This is a genomic window from Staphylococcus sp. CWZ226 (assembly GCF_018986355.1).
In the GTDB taxonomy this organism is placed as follows: Bacteria; Bacillota; Bacilli; order Staphylococcales; family Staphylococcaceae; genus Staphylococcus; species Staphylococcus simulans.
Map to the genome: position 1 here is coordinate 1 of NZ_JAHMSB010000022.1, position 19,523 is coordinate 19,523.

Sequence of the window (19,523 nt, forward strand, 5' to 3'; positions counted from 1 at the left end):
CGACAATGGCAAAGAGGTCACACCTGTTCCCATGCCGAACACAGAAGTTAAGCTCTTTAGCGCCGATGGTAGTCGGACTTACGTTCCGCAAGAGTAGGACGTTGCCAGGCAAACACGAGATCCTGTAAAGGGTCTCTTTTTTTATGCCATTTTTTAATTTTTGATAATGAAATGAGAAGAATTCTTTCATTTCTCATCGTTGAACTAGATTCAAATATGTTAAAATAAGAGTTAATTACCAAATTGAAGGTAGTGGAAAAATGAATTTGCCATTAAATCATCAGCTTAAATCTTTTCTAAAACAACAACCTATTTCTTTTCATGTACCTGGCCATAAAAACATGACAATCGGCACATTACATGAGATGGATTTAGCCATGGATATTACTGAGATTACTGATTTTGATGACTTGCATCATCCTGAAGGCATATTAAAAGAAAGCATGCATACCTTAGATAAGCATCCAGATTATGATGCCTTTTATTTAGTAAATGGCACAACTTCAGGTCTTTTATCAGTGATTCAAGCAACCGCAAAACAAGAAGCACCGATTGTGATGAGTCGTAATGTACATAAATCAGTCTTTCATGGTTTAGATTTAGCTCAAAAAGATGCAGAAATTTTACCGATGACTATCAGTGATACAACCCATCAATATGTAGCGCCACGCATAGACCAAAAACAAAGTACAAATAGTCTAGCGATTGTGACATATCCTAACTATTACGGTGAATTATTCGATATTGCTTCATTTATTAATGAACAGCACGCGAAGGGTACACCTGTGTTAGTAGATGAAGCGCATGGTGCGCATTTTGGATTAAATGGTTTCCCTAACTCTGCACTTTCTTTTGGGGCAGATTACGTCGTACAGTCTTATCATAAAAGTTTACCTGCTTTGACTATGAGCTCTGTAATCTTTATACATAAAAATGCACCTTATCGTGAACAAGTGATGGAGTATTTAACTTACTTTCAATCATCAAGTCCTTCGTATTTATTAATGGCAGGCTTAGAGCGTGCACATCAATTTTATAAAACATATGAAAGCACTTATTTTTTCACACAACGTCAACGTCTACTTGATGCATTAAGCGCTAAAGGATTAGAAGTTCATGAGATGGATGATCCACTTAAAATAACTTTGACATACGCAGGGTATACAGGCTATGACATCCAACAATGGTTAGAAGCACAACATCTTTATGTAGAACTCTCAGATGAAACACAAGTATTGTTAGTGTTGCCGATGTGGCATAAAGGTGATCGGTTCCCATTTGAATCATTATTAGAACGAATTAAAGCATTAAAGTTACCGAAGACGACAAATGAGGTTTCAGTAACTATCCCCAAAATGCCTGAACACGTTGGATATTATCAGCCTGTGACGATAACCCAAATGAGACGTATCGATTTTAGTGAAGCTGCAGGTGAATTGTTAGCTCAACATATTGTACCTTATCCTCCAGGTATACCGGTGTTTTATAAAGGTGAACGCATTCATCAAGAAATGATCGATATTATGGAAGACTGGGTAGCACAAGGAATTAGAGTAGAAGGTATAAAGCATAGAACTATAAATATTAAGGATGAATAACATGTCAGCATTTATCACATTTGAAGGACCAGAAGGTTCCGGTAAAACAACGGTTTTAAACCAAGTTTCTGAACGTTTACAAGCACAATTTGAAGTCTTAACAACGAGAGAACCTGGCGGGGTACCCGCTGCAGAACAAATTCGAGAAATTTTATTAGAAGGCGAAGCTGTTGATGAGCGTACCGAAGCCTTATTATTTGCGGCATCACGCAGAGAACATTTAGTAGAAAAAGTCTTACCAGCGCTAAAAGCGGGAAGAGTAGTATTGTGTGACCGCTATATCGATAGTTCGCTTGCTTACCAAGGTTATGCGAGAGGTATTGGTGTAGAGGAAGTCAGAGCAATTAATGAATTTGCGATTAATGGTTTGTATCCGGATTTAACAGTGTATCTAGACATTACGGCTGAAACGGGAAGAGCACGGATTCAAAGTAATGCGCGAGACATGAATCGTTTGGATCATGAGAGTATCGCATTTCATCAACGGGTTATTGAAGGGTATCATCAATTAATCGAACAAGAACCAGAGCGTTTTGCGGTCATTGATGCAAATCAATCTATTGAGGCGGTTGTTGATGCTGCTTATCAAGCAATTGTCCAACATTTGTCTAGCCAAGCATAAGCTTTAGATGATTGCTTTGGAAGTTGTTGCAAGCGTGCGGGTTCACGTAGTATAATTTGTTAAACTTTAATTACAGCAGACCTAAAAGATGAAGGTAAAATATTAATAGAAAACATCAAGAAATCAGACATCATTTTAGTTATTTCTATTTAGTTTTAAACAGGCTCTACCATCACAATATGCTATAATATTACAAAGAGGTGTTAGTTATGAAAATGGTAATTGCAATTGTTCAAGACCAAGATAGTCAAGAGTTGTCTGACCAACTCGTCAAAAATAATTTCCGAGCTACTAAACTCGCGACAACAGGTGGATTCCTACGCGCAGGAAATACAACATTCCTATGCGGTGTTGATGATGACAAAGTAGATGATTTACTAAATGTTATCAATAAAACATGTGGAAATAGAGAACAACTTGTATCACCAATTACGCCAATGGGCGGCAGTGCAGACTCTTACATTCCATATCCAGTTGAAGTAGAAGTCGGCGGCGCGACAGTATTCGTAATGCCTGTTGATGCGTTCCACAGATTTTAATGATAAACATGACATGAATCTATGATTCGACATAAATAACAGTCTATAAATAGTGGGGGTCGGGACGAGCGTGTAATCGAGATTGTAAAGAGACAATCAATGATTAAACTCATGAGTTCCTGCCCTTTTTCATTATGGAAAGGTGACAAATTGAATGGATGAATTATCAAGATTGACGAATGCGTATCAATCTGGAAAGCTTTCGCATGCCTATTTATTTGAAGGCGATGATGCACAAACGATGCAGCAAACGGCTATGGCTTTTGCGAAGTTGATACTATGCAATGACAATGAAATATGCCAAGCGAAAGTTGACGGTTTCAATCATCCTGATTTCAGATATGTCACAACAGATGAGACAAATCTGAAGAAAGAAAAGATTGAAGCGTTAGTTCATGTGATGAATCAATTACCCGTTGAAGGCAGTCACAAAGTCTATATTATTAATGGCTTTGAGAAACTTACCGTTCAAGGTGAGAATAGTATTTTAAAGTTCTTAGAAGAACCGCCAGAAAATACGATTGCGATATTGCTGTCGACGAAACCAGAACAAATTCTCAGTACAATCCATTCGCGTTGTCAGCATGTTTATTTTAAACCGATGTCACAAGCACAACTCGTGGAACGTCTGAAAGAACAAGAGATATCTAAACCGATTGCTGAAATGTTGAGTACTTATACCTCACAAATCGAAGAAGCTCGTGCGCTGAATGAGGAATATGATTTAGCAAATTTACGCAAAAACATTATCAATTGGTGCCAATTACTGCTGACGAATCGTGCAATGGCTTTAATTGCTTTGGTCGATTTAATGAAAGCAGCTAAAAATAAAAAGCTGCAGCAACTGACATTGTCAGTCGTGAATGCATTCTTCCAAGATATTATGCATGAAAAAGCAGACATTTCAGGATACTTGGTATTCTCTGAATTAGAAACAGATATTAAACAATATGCACAACGTTTAACATATGACCAATTAACACATATGTATGATCATATAACGGAGGCACATAAGAAGTTAACACAAAATGTGAATCCAACACTCGTATTTGAACAAATCGTAATTAAGGGGGTGGGCTAAATGCTTCAAGTGATTGGCGTACAATTCCAAAAAGCTGGTAAGCTTGAGTATTATGCACCGGTTGAAGATGCTGAACTTTGTTGTGGTGACAGAGTTGTTGTAGAGTCTAAACGTGGTGTAGAAGTCGGTGATGTCAAAGATGCTGCACTAACGGTAGATGAGGAAGATGTTACATTACCGTTAAAACAAATCATTCGTGTCGCAACTGACAATGATTTAGAACAATGTGCATGTAACGAAGAAGATGCAGATGCTGCAATGGATTTCTGTAAAGCATCTGTAGAAGAATTAGGTTTAGAAATGCGTTTAGTCAATTGTGAGTATACATTAGATAAATCAAAAGTGATTTTCAACTTCACTGCAGATGATCGCATCGACTTTAGAAAGTTGGTAAAGATTTTAGCCGCAAAGTTAAGAACACGTATTGAATTACGTCAAATCGGCGTGCGCGATGAGGCTAAATTACTTGGTGGTATCGGTCCTTGCGGCCGTTCGCTATGTTGTTCAACGTTCTTAGGTGACTTTGAACCTGTATCGATTAAAATGGCAAAAGATCAGAATTTATCATTAAATCCTACAAAAATTTCAGGCGCTTGCGGTCGTTTAATGTGCTGCTTAAAATATGAAAATGATCAATATGAAGCTGCCAGAGAACAATTACCTGATGTGGGAACAAAAATTGATACACCTGATGGTCAAGGTACAGTGGTAGGCTTGAATATGTTAGATATTTCAATGCAAGTCAAAGTTGAAGGTTTAGAACAACCTTTAGAATACTCAGTTGATGATTTAGAAGCAATCTATTAAGGGAGGCCACAGGCTTTTGGAACGCAGAGAAATAATGGAGAGACTATTGCGTCTTGAAACCAATGTTAAACAATTGTATCAAGACACGGCAGAATTAAAGACCATCACCATGCAGCTTATAGAAGAAAATGTTGCGTTGGAAGTTGAAAACAAACATTTGAAACAATTAATCGGCCGTTCACAAGAAACAGGATCTGAATCAACAGATGTTTCAGATAAGCCTGAGCAAAAGTCTAAAGAGAAAAAGAAACCTCGTTTAAGCAGTAAGGAGAACTTAGCGATTTTATATCAAGAAGGCTTCCATATCTGTAAAGGCGATTTATTCGGTAAACATCGTAATGGTGAAGATTGCTTATTTTGTTTACAAACATTAGAAGAACAATCCTAAAAGCGATTGTTTTAATATATCAAAAGAATGTCATATTCTATTTGAAAGCTTGAATGAGAACCTGAAGAGGTTCTCATTTATACATATTTAATCAAAAATTGGAGAAAATCATGTTGAAAGAAAATGAACGTTTAGATTGTCTATTAAAAGAACAGTTAGAAATAATTCAAAATGATGAAGTCTTTTCCTTTTCGACGGATGCTTTATTATTAGGCCATTTTACCCAGCTTAGAAAACGTGACAAAGTAATGGATTTATGTTCAGGTAACGGCGTCATTCCTTTATTACTTTCAGACAAAGGAAATCACATGATAGATGCGATTGAAATCCAACCACAATTGGTGGATATGGCTGAACGCAGTATTCGTCATAATCATTTAGAAGCGCGTATTCAAATGTATGAAATGGATTTAAGACATGTTCAACAACACTTTCAACCTTCAAGCTATAACGTTGTCACATGTAATCCGCCGTACTTTAAAACCATTCAAACGCATCAACATCAAAAAGAAGCACATAAAATTGCGCGTCATGAAGTAATGTGTACACTGGCTGATTGTGTGAATGCTGCGAAACATTTATTGAAACAAGGCGGTCGTTTTGTCATGGTACATCGTGCAGAACGTTTAATGGATGTATTATTTGAATTCAGACAGCACCGTATTGAACCAAAGAAACTGACAATGGTTTATAGTAAACCTGGTAAAGCAGCGCATGCGATTCTTGTAGAAGGACGTAAAGACGGCAAACCTGGTTTGGATATTGCGCCGCCATTTTATATGTATACAACAGATGGACAATATACAAAAGAAATGAGTGCGATTTATTATGGCAATTGAACATTATATTTATATCGTACGATGTAAGGACGACACATTATATACTGGGTATACCAATAACGTTCAAGCAAGAATCGAAAAACACAATGCGGGTAAAGGTGCCAAGTATACTAAAACTAGACGTCCCGTTGTATTACTTTATCAAGAAGGTTATGAAACAAAGTCAGAAGCGATGAAACGTGAGTATGAAATTAAAACATTCACGAGAACACAAAAATTACAGCTTATTGAAAGGGGCAAGCAATAACATGGGAACACTTTATTTAGTCGGAACACCCATCGGAAATTTAGCAGATATCACATTTCGTGCAGTAGACACTTTAAAATCTGTCGATATGATTGCCTGTGAAGATACACGTGTCACAAAGAAATTATGTCATCATTATGAGATTGAGACACCCTTAAAATCTTATCATGAACATAATAAAGAGACGCAGACTGAACCTTTAATTGAACTTTTATTAGAAGGGAAAAGTATCGCATTAGTCTCTGATGCCGGCTTACCGTTAATCAGTGATCCAGGTTATGAATTAGTGGTGCGTGCGCGTGAAGCAGGCATTGATGTTGTACCGATTCCTGGACCGAATGCAGGGTTGACTGCGTTGATGGGGAGCGGTTTACCTTCGTTTGTGTATACGTTTGTTGGATTCTTACCGAGAAAAGCCAAAGATAAAAAAGCAGTACTTGAACAACGCATGTTTGAAGACTCTACTGTAATTATTTATGAAAGCCCGTTTCGTGTGGCAGATACACTAAAAGCTATAGCGGAAATTGATGAAACACGACCAGTAGCACTTGGTCGAGAATTGACTAAGAAGTTTGAAGAGATTCAGACGGCACCAGTTCAAACATTGGTAGAAGCGGTCACAAATGGTGACATTCCGACTAAAGGTGAATTTGTTATCTTAATAGAGGGTGCAGCACCAAAAGAAGAGACAGAATGGTTCAGTGAGTTAGATATTCATGAACATGTTGAACATTATATCCGTCAAAATATGAAACCGAAAAAAGCGATTAAACAAGTCGCTGAAGACCGTCAGATGAAAACAGGAGAAGTTTACGATATTTACCATCAGATAAAATAAAAATGATGTAAAAGAAATATAACAAATAAGAAAATTAACACTGAGTGACACAAAAATGTGTTATTTTAAAGTAGTACAGTTAATTATTCATCTATATTATGGGAGCACGTTATTATTTTTCTTTAGTGAAGGACACCACTAGAATAGGAGCAATTCAAAATGAAGAAAAATAATCAAACACACCATCACTATGCGATAAGAAAGTTTACAGTCGGAGCTGGATCAACACTTATCGCATCCTTTATATTTATGGGTCTAAGCACATCAGCATATGCGGAAGAATCCACACAAACACACCACGAAACACAGGTAGAAGCGGAACATACACAAGAAAATGAACAACTGTTACCATCAAAAGATATAACGACATCACAACAGGTTGAAACACAACCAGACATTTCTACCAAGCGTTCTGAAACACAAACAAGTCATGTGAATACACCATCTTCAGAAAAAAATATACAGGAACAAAATACTATTAACCTTGAACAAGAAACATCCTCATCTCAGATTCATGAAGGATCACAAACAAAACAAGAAAAACCTAATCATAGTGAACCACTAAAACCAAAACAGTACGAACAACCAGCGCCAGTAGATAATGATTCTGTGACAAACTATGAAGCACAAAAGGTTACAGAAGATGTCATCCAACAAGTAGAAGCACCTGAAAATAAAAAAGAAGAGATTAAAAATACAGAAATATTATCTAAAACGACCTCAACTTCTGAAGAAGAAACAGTACAGACGCATGTTTCGTCAGAAGTAGAACCGAAAACTGCTCCTGCGCCAGAAATCAAATCAACTCTTACATCTCAAGAGGATGATGAGAAAACTGAAGCGGCACCAAAAGAAGAAGCCAAAACAGAAGAAACACAAACAAAACCAACGCAACGTACGGTCCAACAAGCACCTGTTCCACATACAGAAAGTTTAAAAACTAATAAAGCGCAACAAGCGATTAATCAATATCCAGTTATATTTGTACATGGATTTATGGGCTTTACAGGTGAAATAAAGCCAGACTTATATCCCAATTATTGGGGTGGAGATAAGTATCGTGTGATAGATGGACTGCGTGAAAAAGGGTACGAAGCTTATGAAGCGAGTGTAGGTGCTTTCAGCAGTAATTATGATCGCGCAATAGAGTTATATTATTATATTAAAGGCGGTACAGTAGATTATGGTGCAGCGCATGCGGAGAAATATGGACATTCTCGATATGGCAGAACTTATGCAGGGGTCTTTCATGAATGGGCGCCTGGCAAAAAGGTGCATATGGTCGGCCACAGTATGGGTGGACAAACAATCCGGCTTTTAGAACATTTTTTACGCTTTGGTAATCAAGAAGAAATAGATTACCAACATCAACATGGTGGAACAATCTCCTCTTTATTTGAAGGAGGGAAAGACCATATGATTGCCTCTATTACAACTTTAGGCACACCGCATAACGGTTCAGCTGCAGCGGATCGAATTGGTAATGAAAAAGCCTTTAAAGATATTGTTTATGCGTTAGGACGTATGGGCGGTGGTAAACTCGCAAATATCGATTTTGGTTTTGAAAAATGGGGATTCAAACAAAGGGAAAATGAATCTTATATTGAATACGCACAACGTGTTGCGCAAAGTAAACTTTGGGATACTGATGATAATGCGATGTATGATTTAACATCAGAAGGCTCAGAAAAATTAAATCAAATGACACCGATGAACCCTAACATTGTTTATACAACTTATACAGGTTTGGCGAGTCATGAAGGTTTAACGGGAAATCATATCCCTGATATTGGACAATTCTTCCTTTTTGATTCAACGAGTCGTGTCATTGGAAGTGAGGAGAATCAAGCATTGCGTCCAAATGACGGTATCGTTTCTGTGGTATCTTCACTCTATCCAACAGGGCAAGATTTCACTGAATTTACAGATGGCTTGAAAAAAGGCATCTGGCAAGTGACACCGGTTATGAAAGGTTGGGATCATTTAGATTTTGTCGGTCTAGATGCCTTAGACTTTAAACACACAGGCCAAGAATTACAAGGCTTTTATGCAGGTTTGATTAATCATATGATGCGTATAGAAGAATTAGATATCTAATCAATAACGCACCGTTATCCAAGTGATTTCGGTGCGTTATTAATGTTTATTTATTAAAATGAACATTATCAAAGCATTTATTTTGTTCTGAAAATTTATTGTTCACTATTATAAACCCCATAAGACATTTCGTTATTTCCATTCTTTGTGCCGTCATAAGTGGTGATTTCATTGCTTGTATAGGTTAATGTATATTTCACTTCGCTTTTATCAGGGCCAAGTTGATTTTTTTGAATGGCATCTGCAAGATCTAATAACTTATAGTCTTCCTTATCTTTATTATAATTTGAGTTAGTATCAAAAAATGTAGTGATAACGTGTGTTTTAGTTACACCACCAGTGGCATTGTATCTAGCTTGATAATACTTTTCGCTGAATTCTTTTTGATTCATTTGAATCAAAGGTTTGTAGTATTTATCATATTGGGCTAAGTCAATAGGATAACCACTAATCCAAAAAAATTCGTTTTGATAACCTGAATTTTGAGTTTTATTTATAGCTTCTTTAGTAAACCCGTAATAACTGTATTTTTTTTGATTATCTTTGAAGTATTGATAAAGTTCATCGTATTCTTTCTTGTTGGCTTTGTAGTCAAAGCCGCTGACTACTTTTCCGATTTGAGTAGAAAGTTCGTCGCTTTCTCCTTTAGCACGCATTGATCCTTTATGACCTAAAGAGTCTGATGTTAAAACAATACTAGAATTAAACACGATGTCATGATCATCACAATGGACAAACACTTCCACACCATCTCCGCTGCCGACCACATTAGTAGCTTTAACCTTCAAACCGAAATTATCTTGAAAGAATCTTTCTCCTAATTCTGCATATTCATTATAATGTTTCTTTGCTAATTCAATGACTTTCTTTTCAGCATGAGGTTGAAAACCTTGGCCTTTATATTCATTAACAGGCATAGTATCAGGAACTTTGTTTGTGAAAGAATTATTCAAATTGTGGCATCCTCCTAGTAATAAAGTGGAAATGATAATGGTGCTGCATATCTTTTTCATAGGTCACCTCATTAATTATTTTGGTTAAATATATTTTATTAATGTTGCTTATTATTAATGGATATAATTATAATTTCGTGCTTCTGAAGCAGAAATAGTACGTGTAGACACGATGTATGGTGCAATATAGTTCATTTCGGAAATAAACACACTACCATCCATATTGACGCGTTCTACATAAGCCACATGTCCCCAAACGCCTAGGGGTGTTTGGAAAACAGCACCTTTTTTAGGTTGATTATTAACTATAAAACCATCAGCTTGTGCTTGGCTTGCCCAGTTTTTAGCATCTCCCCAAAATGTGCTGATAGTATTACCATCTGCTGCACGTTTATAAGATACATTGCCTCGGTGTATATAAATTATTTGCTTGTTGGTTGATATGAATGGTACTTGGTTTAGAATGTTGTGGTTATGATAGAACATTTTGACCATAACTGTATGTAAATGAGTCATCTCAAGTATTCACTTTAATGGCTGCATTCGAATGCTTACTTATAGCTTCTTCTAGAGTTTCAAAAGATACAACATTACTTAAAGTTAATGAATTGGAAATGATTAGTGATAAAAAAGATAATGTTAATTTTGTGTTTTTCATTATTTATAAAGTCCTTTTCAAAGATATTAAAATAAAGAGAGTGAGATAAAACAAAGTGTAAAAAAACTGTAAACGCTCTATACAAAACATGTAAAGTTTTATATGATAATTTTAAAAATACTAATTAACAAATAAAGTGTAAATAGTATTTTCTAAAACTTAAGATAGCAAATAGGGTTATGAAGTGCAATGGCTTAAATAAAATAAGTTAAGAAGAGATAAGAGCTAAATCATAATCTTGTAGTAACAATTAGATGTACTTTACCAGACTTAACCCATGACAAGGTAAATTTTCAGCAAATAGGGGATGTCAGGTTTTCAATCATTTTGAAGAAATAAATTAACATCTATCTCCAAATTTTATTTATAGCAAATGATAGGTGTAGCAACTAGTGGATCCATTGAAGCATGTGTTGGTTTGGTAGATAGAATGATAATTTGATTTGTAGTAGAAGCTAAAATAATTAGATGGAAAATCACTCGATGATACCGCTAAAGCTAATAAATACATGAATAAATTTAGGAATTCTGATACATGGAAACAAACTAAAAAAGAGTTGGTTATGTAGAAAATTCAATTGTTAAAAACTTACCATTTGTAAAATCTGGTTAGAGATTGGGTGTTGTATTTTAGTTGCTATTATCAGAAGGGTTGTAATTAGAAAGAGGTAATAAGATTGAATGATGTATATAAAAAATTAAACGCCAATAAAATTGTTAGTTCATTAAGTCAATCAGAAGGCTGGTCAACAACGAAGAAAATAGCTAAAAACTTAAGAAATTTAAATACTGTAGAAAGAGGGATTGGTGGCTTTGGAAAGACAATAGGAGGTGTTTTTAATTGACTACACGAGCAAGAAAAGATATATACGAAAGTCTTCGAAAGCCAGGAACGCAAGCGATAAGTTTAATCACTTTCTTTTTTATACTGTTTACAGGATTAACTTTTGCTTTTGGACTCAAATTAGTAAATACACCCAAGTATTTACTAGCATCCACTGTTGTTCAAATAATTATAGCTTTGATAGGATTTGTACCACTATTGTACAAAAAAAAGCCTGGCACCTATGAAAAGTTCGTTAAAAGATTGACTGGTTTTTCTGTGTTATGTGTTGTATCAATGTATAATGTCACGTTTGCTGTGTACAATGTTTATTTTTACTTAGCAGCACAACATGGCGTCTACCTATTTAAATTTTGGATTATAGGAACGTTAACGATGACAATTTGTTACGGTTTCCAACTAATGCAACAGTTTATACTTTTTAGAGAGCCTGAAAAGTTCAAAGGTGAAAGTAAAAATGATAGATTAGTTAAAAAAACGGTTTTTTTATTTATATTCAAAGGGTTGAGTTATATAGTGTTTATACAAAAAATCATTGAATATTTTACTATACCTAATATTGCGGAATCACGCTTTACGATAATTATTGTGGCTTTGGTAATTTACGGAGCAATGGTTTTTTGTTCTATTGTATTATATCAATCTATGTTAGCAGTTATTGAGTTTAATGAGGAGGGACATTCAAATGGAACTAGACGCACTAATCATGCCTAATTTGGCAAAGGTAGAATTTTCAGTTGAACCTGAACATTGGCAAGGTGAGATGTTGAAAGTAAAGGTTATGGAAATGTAGGAGAAAACATATGATATATTTATTATTAATTTTAATGGCAGGTTTGTATTACGTGGTGTATATTACTTCGGTAATGTATGCGGAAGGTATTAAATTACTGCAATGGATTGCCTATGGTATATCTGCGTTAATCTTTTTGATTACATTCTTCTTTGTAGATTCTAGTTTTAGTTCATTACAGAATTACATACTTGTGCTCATTATAAGTGTAGTGGTATACGGATGGTTGGCGATTAAATCGTTTTGGACACGTCCTTATAAAGTGAAGCTAAGAAGTTTGGATCCTCTCTCAGAACATTCAGTAACTAAGGGACAGTATGAAGACATTGAAAGTATTCAAATTAATCTTGCTTCATCTAAGTATAAAGGTATTATTTCAGCAATTATCTCTATTGTTTGTATGATTGCGATTAAATTAAAGTTAACACCTGTTTTAAAAGATGATTTAGCAGGCGGTATTTTCACAATAGGTCTTATCCTGTTTTTAATGGTTATTATTTATTTGGTTATTGATATTGTATTAGCAGTTAGAAGAAGAAAATTTTCGTTTATCACACTCAGACCGTTAGGAACGTTGATTTTGTTAATCTTCTATTCAATCATTATTTAACAATTTAAATCGAAGGAGTAAACTATGAAGAAAATTTGTTTGATGAGTTTATGCCTATTGATGGTTATCGTAATGGGTTGCGCGAAGGGGGATCCTCTTCCTGGTTCTGTAAAAAATGATTTGCATAAAGCTGATAGAAAGTTAGAAGCTGTAAAAATATTTGGGATTGATCATAAACAGGTTGTTTATGATAAGAAAGATAAAAAATTGACTTTGCCGCTTCACTTCAACGAAGACGTAGACCTCCCGAATAAACTCATCGGCAGCATGTCATCCATGCCTTTCTCTGGAAATGATGACGTCGACCAAGTAGTAGTGAAGTATGAATTCAAAGATCAAAAACACGAGTTGCATTACAAAAAAGACGCACAAGATTCACTGAAAAGAGTGAAATAACTGCTTCATAGGAACGGACACACGTGTGTATTCCTAAATGAGTAGATAGGTGTGTCCTGTTCCTAAAAAGCAGCAGAATAAACATATAAGGAGCGCAACAACATGGCAGAAAAAGTGAAAGAAGCAGGAAAAACATTAAAAGTTTGGGCTTGGGTTTTCATTGTCCTCTCATTAATTATGCCAATCTTTGGAGTTGGAAGTATTATTTGTAGTGCGAAATACAAAAAATACCAACAAGAACAAGGCGGAAAATTATTAAATATCGCAATCATCGTTACAGTGGTCAGTGTGACGTTTGCGATTATAAGATTATTTACTTAATTTCTCAGCAACAGAACGCTTTCTCGGGTTCTGTTGCTTTTATCAATACAAGGGGTTGATTAAGGAATAATAAATCAAATGAATACGTTTAGTGCAGATAATAGGTGATATAGTCAGCTTATTTCCTATTAATAATCACTAACCAAGAAAAAACTACATCAAATCGTTTTGGCTCATAAATAGACATTTGTGAGTTTCTTTTTATTTTTATGTCAATTTTACATAATCAACATCGTCTCTATATGCACCGTTCATTAGAATTGTTACAATATATACATATGGAATCAAATCAGTCGAACTTATATGAAGAGTACAAGGACTTATTTTGCGTTAGAAGTCATGTTGAGTGTGTTTCTGAGACTGTCATGACGGGGACTCTGCATTGAAATCAATACTGAATTTAGATATATTAATTATGTAAGATACAAGGAGGAGCATGGAATGGCGAAAGATACATTTTATATAACAACACCTATTTATTACCCGAGTGGTAAATTACACATTGGGCATGCCTATTCAACTGTAGCAGGCGACGTCATTGCGCGCTACAAACGCATGCAAGGCTATGATGTACGTTATTTGACAGGTACAGACGAACATGGCCAAAAAATTCAAGAAAAGGCACATAAAGCTGGCCTTACAGAATTAGAATACCTAGATGACATGATTAAAGGTATTAAAGCGTTATGGGAAAAATTAGAGATTTCAAATGATGACTTTATCAGAACAACTGAAAAACGTCACAAAGAAGTTGTAGAGAAAGTCTTTGAACGTCTATTAGCACAAGGTGATATTTACCTTGGTGAATATGAAGGCTGGTATTCTGTACCGGATGAAACTTACTATACAGAATCTCAACTTGATGACCCAGAATACGATAATGATGGCAATATTATTGGTGGTAAAAGCCCAGATTCTGGACATGAAGTAGAATTAGTTAAAGAAGAAAGTTACTTCTTCAATATTTCTAAATATGCGGATCGCTTATTAGAATTCTATGATGCGAACCCTGAATTCATTCAACCCCCTTCTCGTAAGAACGAAATGATTAACAACTTTATTAAACCAGGATTAACAGACTTGGCTGTCTCACGTACGACATTTGATTGGGGCGTACAAGTACCGTCTAATCCTAAACACGTTGTTTACGTATGGATTGATGCGTTGGTGAACTATATTTCAGCTCTTGGTTATTTATCAGATGATGATAGCCTATTCCAAAAATATTGGCCGGCTGATTTACACTTAATGGCGAAAGAAATTGTGCGTTTCCACTCTATCGTGTGGCCGATCTTATTAATGGCGCTAGACTTACCGCTTCCAAAACGCGTCTTCGCACACGGTTGGATTTTAATGAGAGACGGTAAAATGAGTAAATCTAAAGGTAACGTCGTAGATCCGAACGTATTAATCGATCGTTATGGCTTAGATGCGACACGTTACTACTTAATGCGAGAATTACCATTTGGTTCTGACGGTGTCTTCACACCAGAAGCGTTCGTTGACCGTACAAACTTTGATTTAGCCAATGACTTAGGTAACTTAGTCAACCGTACGATTGCGATGATCAACAAATACTTCGGCGGCGAGTTGCCTGCGTATGAAGGACCAAAACATGACTTAGATGCTGAGATGGAACAATTCGCATTAGATACAGTCAAAGAATACCATCAAAATATGGAAAACTTACAGTTCTCTGTTGCACTTTCAACAGTATGGAAGTTCATCAGCCGTACGAATAAATATATTGATGAAACAACACCATGGATTTTAGCTAAAGATGACAGCCAAAGAGAAATGCTTGGCAACGTGATGGCACACTTAGTGGAAAATATCCGCTTCGCAGCTGTCTTATTACGCCCATTCTTAACACACGCACCACGTGAAATCTTTGCGCAATTACACATCAATAGTCCTGAACTATATGAACTAGACAGCTTAAATTCATATGGTGCATTAACTGAACCGATTACAGTAACTGAAAAACCTAAACCGATTTTCCCTCGTTTAGATACAGAAGCAGAAGTGGCATTTATTAAAGACTCAATGCAAGGTTCAGCACCACAAGCTGAAGAAGCAAAAGAAGAAACAAAAGAGGAAGCACAAGAAGACGCGAAACCTCAAATCACAATTAAAGATTTCGATAAAGTTGAAATCAAAGCTGCAACAGTAATGGATGCAGAAAATGTGAAGAAATCAGATAAACTCTTAAAAATTCAAGTAGATTTAGGCGAAGAACAACGCCAAATCGTTTCAGGTATCGCAAAATTCTATGAACCTGATGATATTATCGGTAAAAAAGTCGCAGTTGTGACGAACTTGAAACCAGCAAAATTAATGGGCCGTAAATCAGAAGGTATGATTCTATCAGCAGAAAAAGACGGTGTCTTAACACTTGTCAGCTTGCCGAATGCGATTCCTAACGGTGCAGTGATTAAATAATTGAACAATCAAGACAAGCGGCTTGCAGCGAATGCTGTTTGAGCCGCTTCTTTGACGCTTACTCATAATTTCAAATGTTTCATAGAAAGAATGGGTATAATCATAGTGTATGAACACTGAGAAAAGCAGTAATGAAAGGAGTACACATCATGTTAATTGATACACATGTACATTTAAACGCAGAACAATATGATGAAGATTTACAAGAAGTCATCGACCGTGCAAGAGATGCAGGTGTCGATCGCATGTTTGTCGTTGGATTTGATACACCAACGATTGAACGTGCGATGGAACTTGTGGAACAATATGATTTCTTATATGCGATTATTGGTTGGCATCCAGTGGATGCGATTGATTACACAGAAGAACGTGAACAATGGATTGAAAAATTAGCCGAGCACCCTAAAGTGATCGGCATCGGTGAAATGGGCTTAGATTATCACTGGGATAAATCACCAAAAGATGTTCAAAAAGAAGTGTTCCGTAAACAAATCGCACTCGCAAAACGTGTGAACTTGCCGATTGTCATTCATAATCGTGAAGCGACACAAGATTGTGTGGATATTCTAATGGAGGAACACGCAGAAGAAGTCGGCGGTATTATGCATAGTTTCAGCGGTTCACCTGAAATCGCAGATGTCGTGATTAATAAACTCGGTTTCTATATTTCATTAGGCGGACCTGTCACATTCAAAAATGCGAAACAGCCTAAAGAAGTCGCAAAACATGTGCCATTAGATCGTCTATTAGTAGAAACAGATGCACCTTATTTATCACCGCACCCTTATAGAGGTAAACGTAACGAACCGATGCGCGTGACATTAGTTGCGGAACAAATCGCAGAATTACGCAGTATCAGTTACGAAGAAGTCGCAAAACAAACGACTGAAAATGCGGAAAGATTATTTAACTTAAATCAATAATATAAAGAGAAAGCGCCGTTCTACATCAGAAGGGCGCTTTCGTCATGTTTGAATGTATCATTTTTATGATATTAAAATCATATTTTTATATAAGAATATAAATCCTGTTCATATTGTAACCTTTTCAAGCAAGTTGGATAGATGGTGGCTAATCCATTCAAAGGGCTGATGCCTATGATGCACAACTCCAGAGAGGATATACGATGAGTGATTATGAAATGCTTATGGTCTTCTTGACGATGATAGGTTTAATCCTTGTGAGTAGTCAACAAAGGAAATAAAGGCATAAAAAATAACCATCCAACTTTGGTTGAATGGCTATAACTTTCGCCACCGTCTTTTTAACGCGCCCAGAATGATAACATGTTAGCGCATGTTGTTCTCCATCTTAATGTAAATAATAAAGATTTCGGCTTTTGACATCAAAATATATAATTAAACAAGATAGGATATAACGTGACGATGTTTTATTTTTCATGCTGGCAGATATGGTATAGTATTAAAGTTAACACTGTGAAAGGTGACGAAAGCGATGAAAATAAATGAGTTTATTGTGGTAGAAGGCCGCGATGATACAGAGCGTGTTAAACGTGCAGTAGAGTGCGATACGATAGAAACAAATGGCAGTGCCATTAATGCAGAAACGTTAGATGTGATTCGATATGCGCAAGAAACAAGAGGTGTAATTGTTTTAACAGACCCAGATTTCCCGGGTGATAAAATTCGAAATACGATTCGTGATCATGTACCAGGTGTGAAACATGCGTATATTGACCGTGAACAAGCGAAAAATAAACGTGGTAAAATCGGGGTAGAACATGCCTCATTTGAAGCCATCAGAGAAGCGTTAATGCATGTATCTTCGCCCTTTGAAGAAGGCATGGAATCTATCAGCAAAGCTGTTTTGATTGATTTAGGTTTAATTGTCGGGCCTGATGCGCGTCATAAACGAGAAGTATTAGGGCGTAAATTACATATTGGTCATTCCAACGGCAAACAACTTTTAAAGAAATTAAATGCGTTTGGTTATACAGAAGCAGATGTCAGAGCTGCTTTGAATGAAGATAAAGGAAGTGAAACGTAAGTGATGAAAAAAGATATAGCAACACCGACACGTACGCGTGCCTTGTTAGATAAATATCAATTCGATTTTAAGAAGAGTTTAGGTCAAAACTTCTTAATTGATGTGAATATTATTCATAAAATTATCGAAGCGAGCAACATTGACGAAACAACTGGTGTTATTGAAGTCGGTCCTGGTATGGGGTCTTTAACAGAACAATTAGCGAAACATGCAAAAAAAGTTGTAGCATTTGAAATTGACCAACGCTTGATTCCTGTTTTAGATGATACTTTGTCAGATTATGACAATGTGACTGTGATTAATGAAGACATTTTAAAAGCAAATGTGGTAGAAGCAGTGCAAACACATTTTTCAGACTGCGATAAGATTATGGTCGTTGCGAACTTACCGTATTATATAACGACACCTATTTTATTGAACTTGATGTCTCAGTCTTTACCGATTGATGGCTATGTGGTGATGATGCAGAAAGAAGTTGGAGAACGTTTAAATGCGGCTGTCGGCACAAAAGCTTATGGTTCATTATCGATTGTGGCGCAGTATTATACTGAAACATCTAAAGTACTGACTGTGCCTAAAACAGTCTTTATGCCACCTCCGAATGTAGATTCGATTGTGGTTAAACTGATGAAACGTACTGAACCGATTGTTTCTGTAGACGATGAAGATCGCTTCTTTAAAATGACAAAAGCAGCATTCAGCCAACGTCGAAAAACAATCGCAAATAATTATCAAAGTTTATTTTTTGATGGTAAAAAACTGAAAGACAAGATTAAAACTTGGTTAGATGAGAGTGGAATTGATCCAAGACGTCGTGGAGAAACATTATCTATTAAAGAATTTGCGAATTTGTACACTAACTTGAAAAATTTCCCGGAATTAGAGTTTTAAAATATTGACATGCTGCCCGTCGATTGTTAAAATTTAAATTTTATTTGACTGAATCGCTATAAATGTGTTATAATACAATTTGTAGCGAGGTGGAGCAATATGCCAAAATCAATTTGGGAAATCAAAAATGCACTTGAGTGTCATTTAGGAAACCGTATTGTACTTAAAGCAAATGGTGGTCGTAAAAAAACAATCGAACGTTGCGGCGTGTTATCAGAAACATATCCAGCGGTATTCGTTGTTGAATTAGACCAAGATAAACACAACTTTGAACGTGTATCTTATACATACACTGATGTGTTGACAGAAAACGTCCAAGTTTCGTTTGTGGATGAAAATCACCAGGATGCAGTTGCACACTAGAATATCATAACATTGAAGCTATATGCTTCGTATAAAAAAGAGGAATCCTGAATCAGGATTCCTCTCAGACTGTCGACAAAGTCCTACGGACTTGTCGGCATTTTTTATTTTTTAACATTTTACATAATAACCTTTTCCCCATTTCTTGTATAATGATAGTAATAAGATAATGAGGTGATAGTATGCTAA

The 19,523-nt window shown here is 36.0% G+C and carries 21 protein-coding genes, 1 rRNA gene and 1 pseudogene; 21 read left to right on the plus strand and 2 right to left on the minus strand.

The window, feature by feature from the left end; genetic code table 11:
- The 11 genes from rrf to lip all read left to right on the plus strand — a co-directional run.
- Positions 1–110 (plus strand): 5S ribosomal RNA (gene rrf / locus KRR19_RS11790); the annotation flags it as partial.
- 150 nt (positions 111–260) lie between these two features.
- A complete protein-coding gene (locus KRR19_RS11795) occupies positions 261–1,598 on the plus strand; it encodes an Orn/Lys/Arg family decarboxylase (protein WP_156666430.1) in 1,338 nt (445 codons plus the stop codon).
- Position 1,599: 1 nt separating this feature from the next.
- Positions 1,600–2,220: a dTMP kinase gene (gene tmk, locus KRR19_RS11800; RefSeq protein ID WP_061054930.1), complete on the plus strand. Its 621-nt coding sequence runs from the start codon at positions 1,600–1,602 to the stop codon at positions 2,218–2,220.
- Positions 2,221–2,429: 209 nt separating this feature from the next.
- Entirely contained in the window at positions 2,430–2,759 is a 330-nt protein-coding gene (locus KRR19_RS11805; RefSeq protein ID WP_002481885.1) for a cyclic-di-AMP receptor, read from the plus strand.
- Between the two features lie 154 nt (positions 2,760–2,913).
- On the plus strand, positions 2,914–3,840 hold the full coding sequence (locus tag KRR19_RS11810; protein ID WP_057510615.1) for a DNA polymerase III subunit delta' C-terminal domain-containing protein: 927 nt from the start codon (positions 2,914–2,916) through the stop codon (positions 3,838–3,840).
- Positions 3,841–4,647: a PSP1 domain-containing protein gene (locus KRR19_RS11815; protein ID WP_002481887.1), complete on the plus strand. Its 807-nt coding sequence runs from the start codon at positions 3,841–3,843 to the stop codon at positions 4,645–4,647.
- 16 nt (positions 4,648–4,663) lie between these two features.
- Entirely contained in the window at positions 4,664–5,035 is a 372-nt protein-coding gene (gene yabA, locus KRR19_RS11820; protein WP_023016292.1) for a DNA replication initiation control protein YabA, read from the plus strand.
- A gap of 110 nt (positions 5,036–5,145) precedes the next feature.
- A complete protein-coding gene (locus KRR19_RS11825) occupies positions 5,146–5,874 on the plus strand; it encodes a tRNA1(Val) (adenine(37)-N6)-methyltransferase (RefSeq protein WP_057510614.1) in 729 nt (242 codons plus the stop codon).
- A complete protein-coding gene (locus tag KRR19_RS11830) occupies positions 5,864–6,121 on the plus strand; it encodes a GIY-YIG nuclease family protein (RefSeq protein WP_111440657.1) in 258 nt (85 codons plus the stop codon). The genes KRR19_RS11825 and KRR19_RS11830 overlap by 11 nt, the downstream gene beginning before the upstream one ends.
- 1 nt (position 6,122) lies before the next feature.
- Positions 6,123–6,959: a 16S rRNA (cytidine(1402)-2'-O)-methyltransferase gene (rsmI, locus tag KRR19_RS11835; protein ID WP_023016289.1), complete on the plus strand. Its 837-nt coding sequence runs from the start codon at positions 6,123–6,125 to the stop codon at positions 6,957–6,959.
- Positions 6,960–7,118: 159 nt separating this feature from the next.
- On the plus strand, positions 7,119–9,056 hold the full coding sequence (gene lip / locus KRR19_RS11840) for a YSIRK-targeted triacylglycerol lipase (protein ID WP_156666429.1): 1,938 nt from the start codon (positions 7,119–7,121) through the stop codon (positions 9,054–9,056).
- Between the two features lie 95 nt (positions 9,057–9,151).
- Here lip and KRR19_RS11845 read toward each other — a convergent pair whose 3' ends face one another.
- The gene (locus tag KRR19_RS11845) at positions 9,152–10,009 is read right to left on the minus strand and encodes a DUF1672 family protein (protein WP_253901130.1); all 858 of its coding nucleotides are present in this window, start codon (positions 10,007–10,009) and stop codon (positions 9,152–9,154) included.
- A gap of 114 nt (positions 10,010–10,123) precedes the next feature.
- Positions 10,124–10,436 (minus strand): annotated as a pseudogene (locus KRR19_RS12370) (CHAP domain-containing protein); the annotation flags it as partial.
- A 908-nt stretch (positions 10,437–11,344) separates the two neighbouring features.
- Here KRR19_RS12370 and KRR19_RS11855 point away from each other — a divergent pair.
- From KRR19_RS11855 to veg, 10 genes are all read left to right on the plus strand, one after another.
- Positions 11,345–11,512, plus strand: coding sequence for a hypothetical protein (locus tag KRR19_RS11855; protein WP_156666426.1), 168 nt, complete (start codon positions 11,345–11,347; stop codon positions 11,510–11,512).
- Positions 11,509–12,225 (plus strand): DUF5079 family protein, encoded by a 717-nt coding sequence (locus tag KRR19_RS11860; RefSeq protein ID WP_156666425.1) that lies wholly within the window; start codon positions 11,509–11,511, stop codon positions 12,223–12,225. Before KRR19_RS11855 ends, KRR19_RS11860 begins: the two co-directional genes overlap by 4 nt.
- An 89-nt stretch (positions 12,226–12,314) precedes the next feature.
- On the plus strand, positions 12,315–12,914 hold the full coding sequence (locus tag KRR19_RS11865; protein ID WP_156666424.1) for a DUF5080 family protein: 600 nt from the start codon (positions 12,315–12,317) through the stop codon (positions 12,912–12,914).
- A gap of 24 nt (positions 12,915–12,938) precedes the next feature.
- Positions 12,939–13,310, plus strand: a complete 372-nt coding sequence (locus tag KRR19_RS11870; RefSeq protein WP_241963533.1) for a hypothetical protein — start codon at positions 12,939–12,941, stop codon at positions 13,308–13,310.
- A gap of 102 nt (positions 13,311–13,412) precedes the next feature.
- Complete coding sequence (locus KRR19_RS11875; protein ID WP_002481904.1) at positions 13,413–13,631, plus strand: hypothetical protein; 219 nt, start codon at positions 13,413–13,415, stop codon at positions 13,629–13,631.
- 408 nt (positions 13,632–14,039) lie between these two features.
- A complete protein-coding gene (gene metG, locus KRR19_RS11880; protein ID WP_257243559.1) occupies positions 14,040–16,073 on the plus strand; it encodes a methionine--tRNA ligase in 2,034 nt (677 codons plus the stop codon).
- 149 nt (positions 16,074–16,222) lie between these two features.
- A complete protein-coding gene (locus KRR19_RS11885) occupies positions 16,223–16,996 on the plus strand; it encodes a TatD family hydrolase (RefSeq protein WP_156666423.1) in 774 nt (257 codons plus the stop codon).
- Between the two features lie 532 nt (positions 16,997–17,528).
- Positions 17,529–18,080 carry a ribonuclease M5 gene (gene rnmV / locus KRR19_RS11890; RefSeq protein WP_057510605.1) on the plus strand — a complete coding sequence of 184 codons (552 nt, stop codon included), beginning with the start codon at positions 17,529–17,531 and terminating at the stop codon, positions 18,078–18,080.
- Positions 18,081–18,083: 3 nt separating this feature from the next.
- A complete protein-coding gene (rsmA, locus tag KRR19_RS11895; RefSeq protein ID WP_037556669.1) occupies positions 18,084–18,971 on the plus strand; it encodes a 16S rRNA (adenine(1518)-N(6)/adenine(1519)-N(6))-dimethyltransferase RsmA in 888 nt (295 codons plus the stop codon).
- A 99-nt stretch (positions 18,972–19,070) separates the two neighbouring features.
- A complete protein-coding gene (veg, locus tag KRR19_RS11900; protein WP_002481909.1) occupies positions 19,071–19,334 on the plus strand; it encodes a biofilm formation stimulator Veg in 264 nt (87 codons plus the stop codon).
- Positions 19,335–19,523 lie beyond the last annotated feature (189 nt).

Coding starts and splice junctions, on each gene's coding strand:
- KRR19_RS11795 (WP_156666430.1), top strand. CDS start 261: ATGAATTTGCCATTAAATCATCAGCTTAAATCTTTTCTAAAACAACAA.
- tmk (WP_061054930.1), top strand. CDS start 1,600: ATGTCAGCATTTATCACATTTGAAGGACCAGAAGGTTCCGGTAAAACA.
- KRR19_RS11805 (WP_002481885.1), top strand. CDS start 2,430: ATGAAAATGGTAATTGCAATTGTTCAAGACCAAGATAGTCAAGAGTTG.
- KRR19_RS11810 (WP_057510615.1), top strand. CDS start 2,914: ATGGATGAATTATCAAGATTGACGAATGCGTATCAATCTGGAAAGCTT.
- KRR19_RS11815 (WP_002481887.1), top strand. CDS start 3,841: ATGCTTCAAGTGATTGGCGTACAATTCCAAAAAGCTGGTAAGCTTGAG.
- KRR19_RS11825 (WP_057510614.1), top strand. CDS start 5,146: ATGTTGAAAGAAAATGAACGTTTAGATTGTCTATTAAAAGAACAGTTA.
- KRR19_RS11830 (WP_111440657.1), top strand. CDS start 5,864: ATGGCAATTGAACATTATATTTATATCGTACGATGTAAGGACGACACA.
- rsmI (WP_023016289.1), top strand. CDS start 6,123: ATGGGAACACTTTATTTAGTCGGAACACCCATCGGAAATTTAGCAGAT.
- lip (WP_156666429.1), top strand. CDS start 7,119: ATGAAGAAAAATAATCAAACACACCATCACTATGCGATAAGAAAGTTT.
- KRR19_RS11865 (WP_156666424.1), top strand. CDS start 12,315: ATGATATATTTATTATTAATTTTAATGGCAGGTTTGTATTACGTGGTG.
- KRR19_RS11870 (WP_241963533.1), top strand. CDS start 12,939: ATGAAGAAAATTTGTTTGATGAGTTTATGCCTATTGATGGTTATCGTA.
- KRR19_RS11875 (WP_002481904.1), top strand. CDS start 13,413: ATGGCAGAAAAAGTGAAAGAAGCAGGAAAAACATTAAAAGTTTGGGCT.
- KRR19_RS11885 (WP_156666423.1), top strand. CDS start 16,223: ATGTTAATTGATACACATGTACATTTAAACGCAGAACAATATGATGAA.
- rnmV (WP_057510605.1), top strand. CDS start 17,529: ATGAAAATAAATGAGTTTATTGTGGTAGAAGGCCGCGATGATACAGAG.
- rsmA (WP_037556669.1), top strand. CDS start 18,084: ATGAAAAAAGATATAGCAACACCGACACGTACGCGTGCCTTGTTAGAT.
- veg (WP_002481909.1), top strand. CDS start 19,071: ATGCCAAAATCAATTTGGGAAATCAAAAATGCACTTGAGTGTCATTTA.